Origin of the sequence: Sphingomonas limnosediminicola (assembly GCF_039537965.1) — a bacterium.
Taxonomy (GTDB): Bacteria; Pseudomonadota; Alphaproteobacteria; order Sphingomonadales; family Sphingomonadaceae; genus Sphingomicrobium; species Sphingomicrobium limnosediminicola.
The window spans coordinates 851328-865012 of record NZ_BAABBM010000001.1 but is presented as its reverse complement, the minus strand read 5'-3'; the positions used below and the strand labels follow the sequence as shown (position 1 = coordinate 865012).

17 protein-coding genes and 1 tRNA gene are annotated in these 13685 nt (G+C 64.1%); 13 read left to right on the top strand and 5 right to left on the bottom strand.

Annotation, left to right across the window (positions count from 1 at the left end; all coding sequences use genetic code 11):
- Positions 1-118: 118 nt before the first annotated feature.
- Positions 119-319: a DUF1192 domain-containing protein gene (locus ABD704_RS04485; protein WP_344698483.1), complete on the bottom strand. Its 201-nt coding sequence runs from the start codon at positions 317-319 to the stop codon at positions 119-121.
- Between the two features lie 68 nt (positions 320-387).
- Between ABD704_RS04485 and ABD704_RS04480 the strand changes: the two genes are divergently transcribed.
- From ABD704_RS04480 to tgt, 10 genes are all read left to right on the top strand, one after another.
- Positions 388-1368: an NAD(P)H-quinone oxidoreductase gene (locus tag ABD704_RS04480; protein ID WP_344698482.1), complete on the top strand. Its 981-nt coding sequence runs from the start codon at positions 388-390 to the stop codon at positions 1366-1368.
- A complete protein-coding gene (locus ABD704_RS04475) occupies positions 1365-1985 on the top strand; it encodes a glutathione S-transferase family protein (protein ID WP_344698481.1) in 621 nt (206 codons plus the stop codon). The genes ABD704_RS04480 and ABD704_RS04475 overlap by 4 nt, the downstream gene beginning before the upstream one ends.
- A 137-nt stretch (positions 1986-2122) precedes the next feature.
- Complete coding sequence (locus ABD704_RS04470; RefSeq protein ID WP_344700487.1) at positions 2123-2815, top strand: cell cycle transcriptional regulator TrcR; 693 nt, start codon at positions 2123-2125, stop codon at positions 2813-2815.
- Positions 2816-2856: 41 nt separating this feature from the next.
- On the top strand, positions 2857-3105 hold the full coding sequence (locus ABD704_RS04465) for an exodeoxyribonuclease VII small subunit (RefSeq protein WP_344698480.1): 249 nt from the start codon (positions 2857-2859) through the stop codon (positions 3103-3105).
- A complete protein-coding gene (locus ABD704_RS04460; protein ID WP_344698479.1) occupies positions 3095-4009 on the top strand; it encodes a polyprenyl synthetase family protein in 915 nt (304 codons plus the stop codon). Before ABD704_RS04465 ends, ABD704_RS04460 begins: the two co-directional genes overlap by 11 nt.
- 2 nt (positions 4010-4011) lie before the next feature.
- On the top strand, positions 4012-4503 hold the full coding sequence (gene coaD / locus ABD704_RS04455; protein WP_425565392.1) for a pantetheine-phosphate adenylyltransferase: 492 nt from the start codon (positions 4012-4014) through the stop codon (positions 4501-4503).
- Between the two features lie 45 nt (positions 4504-4548).
- Positions 4549-5145, top strand: a complete 597-nt coding sequence (locus ABD704_RS04450; RefSeq protein WP_344698478.1) for a peptidylprolyl isomerase — start codon at positions 4549-4551, stop codon at positions 5143-5145.
- A 15-nt stretch (positions 5146-5160) separates the two neighbouring features.
- On the top strand, positions 5161-6189 hold the full coding sequence (queA, locus tag ABD704_RS04445; protein ID WP_344698477.1) for a tRNA preQ1(34) S-adenosylmethionine ribosyltransferase-isomerase QueA: 1029 nt from the start codon (positions 5161-5163) through the stop codon (positions 6187-6189).
- 84 nt (positions 6190-6273) lie between these two features.
- Entirely contained in the window at positions 6274-7197 is a 924-nt protein-coding gene (locus tag ABD704_RS04440; protein ID WP_344698476.1) for a methyltransferase domain-containing protein, read from the top strand.
- A 37-nt stretch (positions 7198-7234) separates the two neighbouring features.
- A complete protein-coding gene (tgt, locus tag ABD704_RS04435) occupies positions 7235-8362 on the top strand; it encodes a tRNA guanosine(34) transglycosylase Tgt (protein ID WP_344698475.1) in 1128 nt (375 codons plus the stop codon).
- On the opposite strand, the gene yghU is transcribed toward tgt, so the two are convergent.
- From yghU to ABD704_RS04420, 3 genes are all read right to left on the bottom strand, one after another.
- Positions 8359-9267 (bottom strand): glutathione-dependent disulfide-bond oxidoreductase, encoded by a 909-nt coding sequence (gene yghU / locus ABD704_RS04430; protein WP_344698474.1) that lies wholly within the window; start codon positions 9265-9267, stop codon positions 8359-8361. The two genes, tgt and yghU, sit on opposite strands and share 4 nt — an antisense overlap.
- A 69-nt stretch (positions 9268-9336) precedes the next feature.
- Positions 9337-10674 carry a DEAD/DEAH box helicase gene (locus ABD704_RS04425; RefSeq protein ID WP_344698473.1) on the bottom strand — a complete coding sequence of 446 codons (1338 nt, stop codon included), beginning with the start codon at positions 10672-10674 and terminating at the stop codon, positions 9337-9339.
- 126 nt (positions 10675-10800) lie between these two features.
- On the bottom strand, positions 10801-11196 hold the full coding sequence (locus tag ABD704_RS04420; RefSeq protein WP_344698472.1) for a hypothetical protein: 396 nt from the start codon (positions 11194-11196) through the stop codon (positions 10801-10803).
- Between the two features lie 221 nt (positions 11197-11417).
- Between ABD704_RS04420 and ABD704_RS04415 the strand changes: the two genes are divergently transcribed.
- Positions 11418-12206, top strand: coding sequence for a SapC family protein (locus tag ABD704_RS04415; RefSeq protein ID WP_344698471.1), 789 nt, complete (start codon positions 11418-11420; stop codon positions 12204-12206).
- A gap of 1 nt (position 12207) precedes the next feature.
- Here the strand turns inward: ABD704_RS04415 and ABD704_RS04410 are convergent, their stop codons facing one another.
- Entirely contained in the window at positions 12208-13047 is an 840-nt protein-coding gene (locus ABD704_RS04410) for an N-formylglutamate amidohydrolase (protein WP_344698470.1), read from the bottom strand.
- Between the two features lie 103 nt (positions 13048-13150).
- On the opposite strand from ABD704_RS04410, the gene cpdR reads away from it, so the two are divergent.
- The gene (gene cpdR / locus ABD704_RS04405) at positions 13151-13528 is read left to right on the top strand and encodes a cell cycle two-component system response regulator CpdR (RefSeq protein WP_344698469.1); all 378 of its coding nucleotides are present in this window, start codon (positions 13151-13153) and stop codon (positions 13526-13528) included.
- Positions 13529-13606: 78 nt separating this feature from the next.
- Positions 13607-13681, top strand: a tRNA-Val gene (locus ABD704_RS04400).
- Positions 13682-13685 lie beyond the last annotated feature (4 nt).

Here is a 13685-nt window from a genome sequence, read left to right as displayed (position 1 = left end):
AGCCCGTGGGCTTTCAAATGAATGTCATACGCGAGGACGCGGCAATCAAGTGCCGAGGCCCGTGTTTTCAACAGATTATCGCGCCAGAATATTGTCGGGTCGTGAACGGCCTGGCCGATCACGGCTTTTTAAAGAGCTCTTCGGCCGCGGAGCGGTGAGTCTCCGCCCGGGCCATATGGGCCTCGACACGCGAGATTTCAGCCTTCAGGGCTTCGATACGCGCGAGGAGCTCGTCGACTGACAAGGGGTCGAGGTCCTGCTTGCCAAGCTCGACCAGCGGGTCGCCTGGCTTGCTCGGGAACAGATCCTCAAGGTCCATGACGGAAACGTTGACCCGTGAGGCCCTCAAGTCAATAAGCCCGGCGCGTGTCGAGCATCCCATCATCCATGCTTGCTTTGGTGGCACCCCAGCCTGACGGCGCCGAGGAACTGGCGCTGATCGAGCGGCCGGTTCCGCGTCCGGGGCCGGGCGAGGTCCTGATCAGGGTCGCGGCCGCAGGAGTAAATCGTCCCGACATCCTCCAGCGCCGGGGTCTCTATCCGCCGCCGCCGGGCGCGCCCGACATCCTCGGGCTGGAAGTTTCCGGCGAAGTCATAGAGGTGGGCGAGGGTGCCGAGGCGCTCATGGGGCTGCACGTCTGTGCCCTCGTGGTGGGTGGGGGCTACGCGCAATATTGCGTGGCGCCCGCTGGTACATGCCTGGTCGTGCCCGACGCCATCTCGCTCATAGAGGCGGCAGCGATGCCGGAGACCCTGTTCACCGTCTGGGTGAACCTGTTCGAGCGCGGCTTCGCCGCCGACGGAGACTGGGTGTTGGTCCACGGCGGCACCAGTGGGATCGGGACGATGGCGCTGCTGCTGGGCCAGCTGTTCAACCTCCATGTGATCGTGACTTGCGGGTCCGACGACAAATGCGCGCAGGCAGCGCAGCTCGGGGCGGTCGCGGCCATCAACTATCGCGAGCAGGACTTCGTCGATGAGGTTCTGAAGCTGACCGAAGGGCGCGGCGTGCAGGTCGTGCTCGACATGGTCGGTGGCGACTATGTCCCGCGCAATCTGCGAGCGCTGTCGGTCGACGGCCGCCATGTCTCGATTGCGTTCCAGCGAGGGGCCAGTGCGGAGATCTTGATCTCCGACGTGATGCGGCGGCGCCTGACGCTGACCGGTTCGACGCTTCGGCCGCGCGCGGTCGAGTTCAAGACGATGGTCGCGAGCGAGATCGCGCACACTGTGTGGCCCTACGTTGAGGGCGGCCGGCTGCGGCCCGTTATCGACAGCACCTTTCCGCTTAGCCATGCGGCCGAAGCGCACGCGCGGATGGAAGCGGGTGAGCATTTTGGAAAGATCGTGCTGGAGGTTGCTCCGTGACTGAGCGCCTGGTGCTTCATGAATATGCAGCTTCGGGCAATTGCTACAAAGTACGGCTGACAGCGGCGCTGCTGGGACTGGAGCTCGAGCGGCGCGAATATGACATCATGAAGGGCGAGACGCGCACGCCCGAGTTCCTCGCGAAAGTGAACGCGAACGGACGCATCCCAGTGCTTCAGGTCGGCGACCGCTCGATCCCGGAGAGCAATGCCGCCTGTCATTTTCTAGCGGACGAAAGCGCGCTTATTCCCCAAGACGCCTTCGCCCATGCCGACATGCTGCGCTGGATGTTCTGGGAGCAATACAACCACGAGCCAAACATCGCGACGCTCCGCTTCTGGATGGGCTGGGTCGGGGTCGACAAACTGAGCGAGGCTCAGCGGCTGCAGTTGCCGTTCAAACGTCAGGCAGGCGAGGATGCGCTCAAGCTGATGGACGAACATCTGGCGGAGCGGGACTGGTTCGTCGGCGATGCCGTCAGCCTCGCCGACGTCTGCCTGTTCGCCTACACGCACGTTGCGGGCGACGCCGCGTTCGATCTGCCCACTTATCCTCATCTGAGCGCCTGGCTGGAGCGGCTGCAAGCCTTGCCGCGCTTCATCCCGCTCGGCGCTTAAGCAACAGGTGCAACGCCCTTGCCCCAAGGGCAGTGCCGGTTTACATCGCTCGCCAAGCTGGCCGCTCCGAAAGGGGCGGCCCTATTTGTTTCGTTTTCAGATGTTTTCCGGAGGAACCCGACGTGGTCCAGCCCCTGATGCCTCATGCGACCGCCGCCTGGCTGGTCGACAATAGCTCGCTGACTTTTGAGCAGATCGCCGAATTCTGCGGGCTCCACATCCTCGAGGTGCAGGCGATCGCCGACGACACGGCGGCGACCAAGCTGACGGGCCGCGACCCGATCCGCGCGGGCGAACTGACGCACGACGAGATCGAGCGCGGCCAGGCCGACCCGGATTACAAGCTCAAGATGATCAAGGCGCCGGAAGAAGTCCGCCGCACCAAGGGGCCGCGCTACACGCCGGTGTCAAAGCGCCAGGACAAGCCCGACGGCATCGCCTGGATCATCAAGAATCACCCGGACGTCACCGACGGCCAGATCAGCAAGCTGATCGGCACGACGCGCACGACCATCGCTGCGATCCGCGACCGTAGCCACTGGAACATGGCGAACATCACGCCGAAGGATCCGGTGACGCTGGGCCTGACCACACAGCGCGAGCTGGACGCGGCGGTTGCCAAGGCGGCCAAGGCGGCGGGCGCCCCGGCGCATGTCGACACTCGCTTCGAAGGCGACCGCGACGCGCTGATCGAACAGCTTCGCCGTGAGCGCGAGCAGCATGCCCGCGACGCCGAAGCCGCCCTAGCTGGTGCCGGCGAGGACGCGCTCGGGGACGAAATCTTCCCGGGCATCCGTGACCCGTTCAAGAACACGCCGGTCGCCGAATAAGCCGCTGTTGATTCACGGGCCCGCCAGGGGGACATTGGGTCATGGCCACCACCGCTGAAGACGTCAGCCAGTTGAGCTTCGAAGCCGCGCTTGCCCGGCTGGAAGAGATCGTGCGCACGCTAGAAAAGGGCGAGGCACCGCTCGATAAGTCGATCGAGCTCTATCAGGAAGGCGACCGCCTGAAGCGGCATTGCGAGGCTCGCCTCAAGGACGCGCAGGCGCGCATCGAACAGATCGCCTTCGGCAGCGACGGCAAGCCTGCCGGCCTCAAGCCGTTCGATGCCGGTTGAAACCATCGACTGCGCTGCCGAGGAGCTGAAGGCGGAATCCGCCCAGGTTCGCGTCGACGTCGACAAATTCTTCGCCAATCTGCTCGCACCGACCGGTGACAGCCGTCAGCGGTTGTTCGACGCCATGCGCCATGCCGCGATCGGGGGCGGAAAACGCCTGCGCCCGCTGCTGACGATTGCGGCGTCGCGGCTATTTGCCATCGACCCGGCGCGAGCGCTGCGGGTCGGCTGCGCGATCGAGGCGATCCACGTTTATTCGCTGATCCACGACGACCTTCCCTGCATGGACGATGCGGAGCTGCGGCGCGGCAAGCTGACCGTGCACAAGGCGTTCGGCGAGGCGGAAGCGGTGCTAGCCGGCGACAGCCTGCACGCGCTGGCGTTCGAGATCCTCGCCGACCCCGACACCAGCGACGATCCGTTCGTGCGGTGCGAACTCTTGTTGGAGCTGGCGCGCGCTGCGGGGCCGAGCGGCATGGCCGGCGGGCAGATGATGGACCTGATCGCCGAGGGTCAGACACTGGACCTGCCGGCGATTACTCGGCTGCAGCAGCTAAAGACCGGGGCGCTGATCGAATATTCGGTCGAGGCCGCCTGCATCATGGCCAAGCTACCGGCGGAATCGCGTACGCCCTATCGCGGCTACGCGCGTAACATCGGCCTTGCGTTTCAGATCGCCGACGACCTCATCGACCATAGCGGCGATGAAGCAGCGGCGGGCAAGCCGCTCGGCCGCGATGCCGATGCGGGCAAAGCGACCTTTGTCTCGCTTCTGGGCGAAGACCGCGCCCGCCAGCAGGCGGCTTTGCTCGTCGAGCAAGCGATCGAGCATCTTTCGGGCCACGGCGAGGAAGCCGACTTGCTCCGTTCTATCGCGCGCTTCGCAATTGAAAGGGATCACTGAGGATGAAAATCGCGGTCTATCCCGGAACGTTCGACCCGATCACGCTCGGGCATCTCGACATCATCCGGCGCGGTGCGCACCTGGTCGACAAGCTGGTCATCGGCGTCACCACCAACCCGTCCAAGGAGCCGATGTTCTCGGTCGCGGAGCGGCTGGCGATGGTGAAGCGCGAGGTCACCGGCTTTCCCGGCAACATCGAGGTGGTCGAGTTCGACAATTTGCTGATGAATTTCGCCGAGCAACAGCGCGCGACGGCGATCCTGCGCGGACTGCGCGCTGTCGCCGACTTCGAATATGAATTCCAGATGGCGGGGATGAATCAGCAGCTGAACGACGATATCGAGACCGTCTTCCTGATGGCCGACGTCTCGCTGCAGCCGATCGCGTCCAAGCTGGTCAAGGAGATTGCTCGCTTCGGGGGCGCCATCGACAAGTTCGTTACGCCAGCCGTCGCCGAGGATGTGCGCCGGCTCTTGAGCGGCGGTTCACGGTAAAGTCAGCGAACGGGGCGCATCGGCCCGTCGCACTTGGGGAGGATTATGTTCAAAGCTTTGTTCGCGCTGCCGTTCGCAGCACTCGCGTTGATCGCCGCTGCGCCGAAGCAGGCGCCTGTGGCTCCGCCTGAGCCCAGCCTCGTCGCACCTGCGGACGTTGTCGCGAACCCGGCGAACAAGCTGTCGCTCGAGCTGTCGAACGGCGGCACCGTCGTCATCCAGATGCGGCCCGACCTTGCGCCGAACCATGTGCAGCGGGTGCAGACCCTCGTGCGGCAGGGCTTCTACAACGGCCTTACGTTCCACCGCGTCGTGCCGGGCTTCATGGCGCAGGGCGGCGATCCGAAGGGCACCGGCGAAGGCGGTTCGAGCCTACCTGATTTGAAGGCGGAGTTCACGTCCGTGCCGTTCATGCGCGGCACTGTCGCTGCGGCCCGGACGCAGGAGCCTGACACCGCGAACAGCCAGTTCTTCATCATGTTCGCGCCCAACCCGGGTATCGATGGCCAGTATACGATCTGGGGCCGAGTGATCTCCGGCATGGACGCGGTCGACGCGATCGCGGTTGGCGAGCCGCCAGCGAACCCGACGAAGATCATTCGCGCAACGCTCGGCGATATGGCTGCAGCGCCCGCAAAGTGACGCTAAGGCGCGTGCATGCGCGTCGACCTCTTTGATTTCGAGCTACCCCAAGAACGCATTGCGCTGAGGCCGGCGCGGCCGCGCGATTCGGCGCGTCTTCTGCTGGTGCGCGGCGAGGAGATAGCGGATCGGCAGGTGCTCGACCTGCCGCAGCTGCTCGAACCCGGCGACGTGCTGGTGTTCAACGATACGAAAGTCATCCCCGCGCAGCTCGAGGGAAAGCGCGGCGACGCGAACATCGGCGCGACGCTGCACAAACGCGAAGGACCGCGCGAGTGGCAGGCGTTTCTCCGCAATGCCAAGCGAGCTCGGGAAGGGGACGTCATCGACTTCGGCTCCGACGTGCGTGCGTCGGTGATCGAGAAGGCACTCGACGGATCGGCGTTGCTGCATTTCCATGGCGAGGAATCGGTAGAAATGCTCCTCGAACGTGCAGGTCGCATGCCGCTACCGCCCTACATCGCATCGAAGCGGCCGGCCGACACCGAGGACCAGGCGGATTACCAGACCATGTTTGCCCGGGAGGAGGGCGCGGTGGCTGCGCCGACAGCGGCGCTTCACTTCACGCCGCGCCTGCTCGAAGCGCTGTCGGAGCGCGGCATCGGCATGGAAACGCTGACGCTCCATGTCGGCGCGGGCACGTTCCTGCCGGTGAAGGCCGAGGACACATCGGGCCATCAGATGCACGCCGAATGGGGACGCATCGACAAGGCCACCGCGGCGCGCCTGAACCAGGTCCGCGCTGCCGGCCGCCGGCTAGTAGCAGTCGGCACCACGAGCCTGCGTCTGCTCGAAAGCGCGGCGGACGGCGCGGGCACGATTCACGCTTTCGAAGGCGACACCGCCATCTTCATCACGCCCGGCTATCGCTTCAAGGCGATCGACGGCCTCGTCACCAACTTCCACCTGCCGAAGTCGACCCTGTTCATGCTGGTCAGCGCCCTGATGGGGCTAGAGACGATGAAGGCGGCCTACGGGCACGCGATCGACGAAGGTTACCGCTTCTACAGCTACGGTGACGCGAGCCTGCTGCTACCGCGCTAGTCGCTGTTTCAATGGGAGACGCGTCGAGCGCCGGGGCTGCCGCGTCATTTACACGACGCATGCATGCGCTAAGCTCCTAAGGCTATGTCAGTTTCCGCGCTTAAGGCCGTTGAGCCTGCCGTAACCAACGTCCCCTGCAATTTGTGCGGAGCGGACGATGCCGAAGTCCTGTTCAAGGCTGGCGTCGCGCAGCACAACCAGATCGTCGCCTGCCGCAAATGCGGGCTGATGTACTCCAACCCGCGCATCCGGCCCGCCGACCAGGAATTGGTCAAGGACTACGACCCTTCGGTCACCGGCGATCCCGAGGCCTATGATCCGGGCCGCTTCGACAAGGAGCGGGTGCAGGTTCGCGATTATGCGGACACGCGCGAATATCTGAAGAAGCTCTATCCCCAGCGCGGCAAGCTGATCGAGCTTGGCTGCGGCGTCGGCTTCCTGCTCAAGGCGTTCGCCGAGGATGGCTGGGACGTGACGGGCATCGAGCCCGACCGCGGCTTTTGCGAATATATCGAGAGGAAGCAGGGCCTGAAGGCGCTGCCGACGATCCTTGAGACGTCGGGCATTCCCGACAATTCGGTCGACGTCGTCGTTCTCCTGCACGTCATCGAGCATGTGCCGGATCCGCTTGCGACGCTGGAGACCATCTTCCGAGTCCTGAAGCCGGGCGGGCATTTGGTGCTCGAAACGCCGCGCTACGACAGTTTGATGTTCAAGCTATTGGGCAAGCGCGAGCGGAGCCTCAGCTGCGACGGGCACATTTATTTCTTCACGACGGATTCGCTTCGCAAGCTGACGGAGAAGGCCGGCTTCAAGACAAAGCAGTGGCGCTACGTCGGGCGGTCGCTGAGCCTTGACCGGTTGGCCTGGAACGTCGGCGTGATCAGCAAGAGCAGGGCCGTGCAGAAGCTGCTGAAGGGCGCATCGGACGCGCTCCACTTCAACAAGCTGCACTTCAAGCTGAACATGCGCGACATGCAGCGCATCGTGGTTCAAAAGCCGACCTAGCTTTCTCTCGCGCGCCGCTGCGGCTAGGCCGCGCGCGATGACGCGATTTTTGTTTGAAGTTTCTGCCACGGACGGTCCCGCGCGCACTGGCGCGATCGCCATGCAGCGCGGCGAGATCCGGACGCCGGCGTTCATGCCGGTCGGAACGGCGGCGACGGTGAAGGCGATGCGGCCGGAGGAGGTGCGCGCGAGCGGCGCCGACATCATCCTCGGCAATACCTATCATCTGATGCTGCGGCCGGGCGCGGAGCGGATTGCGAAGCTGGGCGGGCTTCACCGGTTCATGGATTGGGAGCGGCCCATCCTGACCGACAGTGGCGGCTATCAGGTGATGAGCCTGTCCGAGCTGACCAAGGTTACCGAGGAGGGCGTGTCGTTTGCCAGCCACCTCGACGGATCGCGGCACATGCTGTCGCCGGAGCGGTCGATAGAGGTGCAGCGGCTGCTTGGGTCGGACATCGTCATGCAGTTCGACCAATTGGTGCCGACGACCTCGACACGCGAGCAGCAGGACGTGGCGATGGAGCGCTCCATCCGCTGGGCGAAGCGCTCTCGCGAGGAGTTCGACCGCGGTGGCGAACATGCCGAGCGAGCTGCGGTGTTCGGCATCCAGCAGGGCGCGCTCGACGAGAAATTGCGGCGGCGCTCGGCGGAGGCGCTGATCGACATCGGGTTCGACGGCTATGCGGTCGGCGGGCTCGCGGTGGGCGAGGGGCAGGAGGCGATGCTCGGCACGCTCGACTTCGCCGTCGGCATGCTCCCGGTCGGCCAGCCGCGCTACCTGATGGGAGTCGGCAAGCCGGACGACATCGCCGAGGCGGTGCGGCGCGGCGTCGATATGTTCGACTGTGTGCTGCCGACGCGTTCAGGACGCACTGGCCAGGCGTTCACTGCCGACGGGCCGATCAACATGCGCAATGCGCGCTTCGCGGAGGATACGAACCCGATCGAGACGGGCTGCCCGTGCCCGGCCTGTAGCCAGTTCGAGCGCGCCTATGTTCACCATCTCGTAAAGTCGGGCGAAATCCTCGGCGCGATGCTGATGACGCAGCACAATCTGTGGTTCTACCAGCGCCTCATGCAGGGGCTGCGCGACGCAATCGCAGGTGCGCGGCTGGAGGCATTCGCGGGCGAATTCCTCCAGCGCTATCGTGCAAAAGCCTAAATCGCGTCGTCCTTCACGGCTTCGGTCTCGTCGACCGGCAGCAGCTTGTCCTGTGTGCGCAGTTCGAAGTCGCTGGCGTCGTGGCGTTCGTGGAGCTGTTCGTTGAGGTCGCCGCTCAGCTTGTTGACGATGCGGCCGCGCTTCACGGCGGGGCGCGCGTCGATCTGCTTTGCCCAGCGCACCAGATGCTCGTACTCGTGCGTGGCGAGGAATTCGTCGGCGCCCGGGTAGGAGCGGCCAATCGCGATTCCGCCGTACCAGGGCCAGATCGCGATGTCGGCGATCGTGTAATCGGAGCCGGCGACATATTCGCTCTCGGCGAGGCGGCGGTTGAGGACATCAAGCTGGCGCTTGGCCTCCATGGCGTAGCGGTTGATCGCATATTCGATCTTCACCGGCGCGTAGGAGAAGAAGTGGCCGAAGCCGCCGCCGAGGAATGGTGCACTGCCCATCTGCCAGAACAGCCAGGAGAGCGTCTCGGCGCGTTCGGGACCGGCGACGGGCAGGAACTCGCCAAATTTCTCCGCAAAGTAGACGAGGATGGCGCCGGATTCGAAGACGCGAACCGGCTCGCGACCGCCGCGGTCGACGAGGGCCGGGATTTTTGAGTTGGGATTGATGTCGACGAAGCCGCTGCCGAACTGGTCGCCATCGCCGATGCGGATCGGCCACGCGTCATATTCGGCATCCGGATGGCCGCTCTCGAGCAGCTCTTCGAGCATGATCGAGACCTTTTGGCCGTTCGGAGTCGCGAGCGAATAGAGCTGCAGCGGATGCTTCCCGACCGGCAGTTCCTGGTCGTGCGTCGGTCCGGCGACGGGGCGGTTGATGCTGGCGAACTGGCCGCCGCTCGGCTGGTCCCAGGTCCAGACCTTGGGGGGAGAATAGTCGGTGCTGTCAGTCATCGAGGTCCCTTTTCTTGCAGCCCGTCACGCGAGCTAAGAACCTTAGGACGAGCTTTCCAGTGTCAGCGATTATACCGCGCTGACCGACAGGAATGAGGGCAGGGGACCGTTCCAGTCGCCCTCCATATCCTCGACCACCGGTGAGCGCTCCGGCGGAGGCGCCGCTTGCTCGATCGGCTCGACCTTTGGCGCATGCTCGACGGCCTTGGGCTTTTTCGCGCGCGAAGGAGTTTTTGGTTTGGCGTTCGCTTCGGCTTTGGGAGCAGGTGCGGGCTGGGCTTCCGGCTCTTTCGCCGGCGTACCCGCGCGGGGAATCTTGTGGCCGATCAGCTTCTCGATGCGCTGGACTGCTTCGGCGTCCTCGCGCGTCGCCAGCGTGATCGCGATCCCGGTCATTCCGGCGCGACCGGTCCGGCCGATGCGGTGGACATAATCGTCGGGCTGCCACGGAACGTCGAAGTTGACGACATGGCTCACGCCTTTGACGTCGAGGCCGCGCGCGGCGACGTCAGAAGCCACGAGGATGTTGATGTCACCCTCTTTGAAGCGATCGAATTCGGCGATGCGGTCAGACTGATCCATGTCGCCCTGGATCTGGCCGACGGAGAAGCCGGAGCGCTTGAGGCTCGTTGCAAGTTCGCGGACCGTCGTTTTCCGGTTCGAGAAGATGATCGCGTTCCTGAATTCCTCGTGACGGAGGATGTCGCGGAGAGCGTCCTTCTTCTTGTCGCCGCGGACTTCGACCAGGCGCTGCTCGATGTTGACGTTGGCGGTCGCCGGGCGAGCGACCTCGACGCGCTTGGGGTCGTTGAGGAATTTCTGCGCCAGCTTCTGGATCGGAGGCGGCATCGTCGCCGAGAACAGCAGGGTCTGCCGCGACTTCGGCAGCTTAGAGCAGATTTCCTCGATGTCCGGGATGAAGCCCATGTCGAGCATGCGGTCGGCTTCGTCGATGACGAGCAACTCGCAACCGGTGAGCAGGATCTTGCCGCGCTGGAAGAGGTCCATCAGGCGGCCCGGCGTCGCGATGAGCACATCGACGCCCTTTTCGAGCGCCTTCACCTGGTCGCCCATCTGCACGCCGCCGATCAGTAGCGCCATCGAAAGCGGGTGATATTTGCCATACTTGTCGAAATTCTCCGAAACCTGCTGCGCGAGCTCGCGCGTCGGCTCGAGAATCAGCGAGCGGGGCATGCGGGCGCGGCTGCGGCCCTGGTGCAGAATATCTAGCATCGGCAGCACGAAGCTGGCCGTCTTGCCTGTGCCGGTCTGCGCGATCCCGATCAGGTCCTTGCCCATCAGCACCGGCGGAATAGCCGCGCGCTGGATCGGCGTAGGCTCGCCATAGCCGCTGTCGGCTACCGAGCGGAGCAACTCATCTGAAAGGCCGAGATCGGCAAAAGTCATTTAAAATCCGGAAGAAAGGGGTGAGCCAGAGGCTACTCGATAGGCCGCTGCAGCTACAGCGCAGGGCTTTGCGGACACTGCCCGACTTGTCAAGGAAATGGGGTGTCGGCCTGCGAAAACCAAGAGCTAACGAGCGATATGTGGAACCAGCACCTTGAAGCGTTCAATGGTGCAGCTGCCACCGATCCGCGAGTGGATGGCATCTCGGCCTGCACAGACCTTCTCGCCTTTGGGCTGGAGATAGAAGCCGTTGTAGAAGTCGAGTGCCGGGCAATCCTCGTCGAACTGGGCGCGGATGCGGCTGCGGTCGAAAAGCAGGAAGTCGACCTGTTCGGGTCCTGAAAGAAGGGCCCCTCGGATGGCGCCCGCCGGGACGCACTTTGGCCCCTTCTTCTCTTGCCAGCGGATCTGCGGCATCAGCCCGCGGGGCTCGATCGGAATGCGCAGGATCACGCCTTCCTGCACGACCAGGCGCGTCACCGCCTGCACCGCCGCAGGCTGCACCGTAGCGAGCCCGAGCATCAATGGAATCAGGCTGAAGATTGACGCGCCAAACACTTATGAAAATGACCCTCGCGGAGGCGATGGCTTCGCAGGAGGGCGTTGAATGGTCAATGAACTGGCGAGCTACCCTCTCTCGCGCGCGACTTGCCTTCGCTCGCCAAGGCCAATAGAGCGCCACCCAACTGCTGCTGGCGGCTACGCGTGCGTGCCGTCAACGCTGTCCCCAGGAGATGATCAGGATGGCTTCCGCCGCCCCCATTCAGAATTTGCCCCTTTTCTACCAAGGCATCGAGCCGCTGAACGTGACCCAGCATGGCAACATGAAGGTCCGTTCGGTCGTCAGCATGGGCCAAATCGGCAAGACACATGCGATTCCATTGACGGTCGACGAGTTCACGCTGGTGCAGCGCCACTATCCGATCGTCTTTTCGATTGGCGAAAACCCGATCCCGATGGCGCTTATGGGCCTCAACGAGGGCGTCAACGTTTTCCTTACCGACGACGGCCGCGCGATTGACTCGTCGATGTACATTCCGGCCTACATCCGCCGCTATCCGTTCCTGCTGGCGCGGCTGCGTCCAGACAGCGACGAGCTGTCGCTGTGCTTCGACCCGTCGGCAAACGCCGTGGGCGACTTCGAAGGCGAGGCGCTGTTCGACGGCGAGAAGCCGAGCGAAGCGACACTCGCGATCCTGCAGTTCTGCGAGCAGTTCGAGGCGGCCGGCCAGCGCACCTCCGCGTTCATGGAAGACCTGTTGAAGAGCAACCTTTTGATGGACGGCGAAGTCGCCATCCAGCCAGAGGGCTTCGAGCAGCCCTTCGTTTATCGCGGCTTCCGCATGGTCGACGAAGAAAAGCTCCGCGAACTTCGCGGCGACGAGCTGCGCAAGATGAACCAGAACGGCATGCTGCCGCTGGTTTATGCGCATCTTTTCTCGCTGTCGCAGATGCGCGATGTGTTCGCGCGGCAGATGCAGCAGGGCAAGGCGCCCGAGCAGGTGCCGCAGCCGGCACCCGCCACCGTCTGAGCTATTCGGCGGCCGTAGCGAACTGACGGCCGCTGAGCGCTTCACCAAGGCCGATCGCCAGGGCCTCTATTAGCAACGCCGCTTCATCGAATCCCGGGCCCGGCGAGCGCAGCGCGTGATCCAGATAGCAGCGACGGTCGAGCTCGATTTGCAGCGCATGCACGCCGTGCGCTGGCCGCGCATGCCGCTCGATGACGTAGCCTCCCGCAAAAGGATCGTTGAGCCCTGCCGCGAAGCCGCAGCGGTTGGCGATCGCCAGCGCTTCCCGGCTTAGCGAGCCGTCCGCGGTCCGCCCGCGGCAATCACCAAATACGACGGGTGGAATGCCCGACGGCGGCGGCGGCATCGAATGGCAGTCGAGCAGCAGCACGCAGCCGAAGCGATCGAGCAACAGGTTGATCTGCCCGTCAATCGCGTCGTGATAGGGGCGGTGCGCCTGGTCGATGCGGTCGGCGAGATTGCCCTGCGTGATCGCCCGTCGCCAGAGATAACCGTGCTGTTGCGTGCGCGCCGGGACAATTCCGAGACCGCCGCGCGCCCGGGCACTGATGCGCTCGCGCCGGGCTCCATCGACCACTGACGGGTCAACTTCATCTTCCGCACGGTTGCAATCGATCGCTGCGCGCGGCGTTTGCGCGATGACGGCGCCGCAGCCTTGCTGCACGGCCCGCCACACCAGCCGGTCGACCCAGGGATCTTCCAGCGCCACCAGCGAATGCTTCCCGGCAGCCGCCATCGCGACCAGCCAATCGGGATAGTCGCGGCCGGAATGCGGCACCGACAAGAGTACCGGTAATTCGCCGCGTGGCGGGTGCACGATTGGCAGTGAGAGCAGAGTCACGGTTAAGTTTCGTCCCAAGTTAGGACTGTAGTTGGGGCCAAGCAACGCGCGAGATCGTTATTCGCTTCTGGCAAAACACAATTGAACAGAGCATAGAAGCGCCATGGCGAGAATCCTTCTGGCCGAAGACGACACGTCGATGCGCGAGTATCTGCAGCGTGCACTGCAGCGCGTTGGTTACGATGTCCAGTCTGTCGGGTGTGGTACTGAGGCTATGCCTCTGCTGGAAAGCGACAGGTTCGACCTGCTGCTCACCGACATCGTCATGCCGGAAATGGACGGTATCGAGTTGGCGCAGAAGGCGAGCGCGATCGACCCGTCGATCCGCATCATGTTCATCACCGGCTTCGCGGCCGTCGCGCTACAGGGCGGACGCACCGCGCCGGAAGCCAAATTGCTATCCAAGCCGTTCCATCTGAAGGACCTCGTGATGGAGGTCGACCGCATCTTCCAGACCGAGGATCAGCACGGGCGGCTGTAACAGGGCAAACGCCTGTTGCGCCTAACGATTCACATCCCTAAATGCGTGCCTCCGACGGCCTTCGGGTCGGCGTCGGGTGGGCGTGTAGCTCAGTGGTAGAGCACTGTGTTGACATCGCAGGGGTCGCAAGTTCAATCCTTGCCACGCCCACCATTTT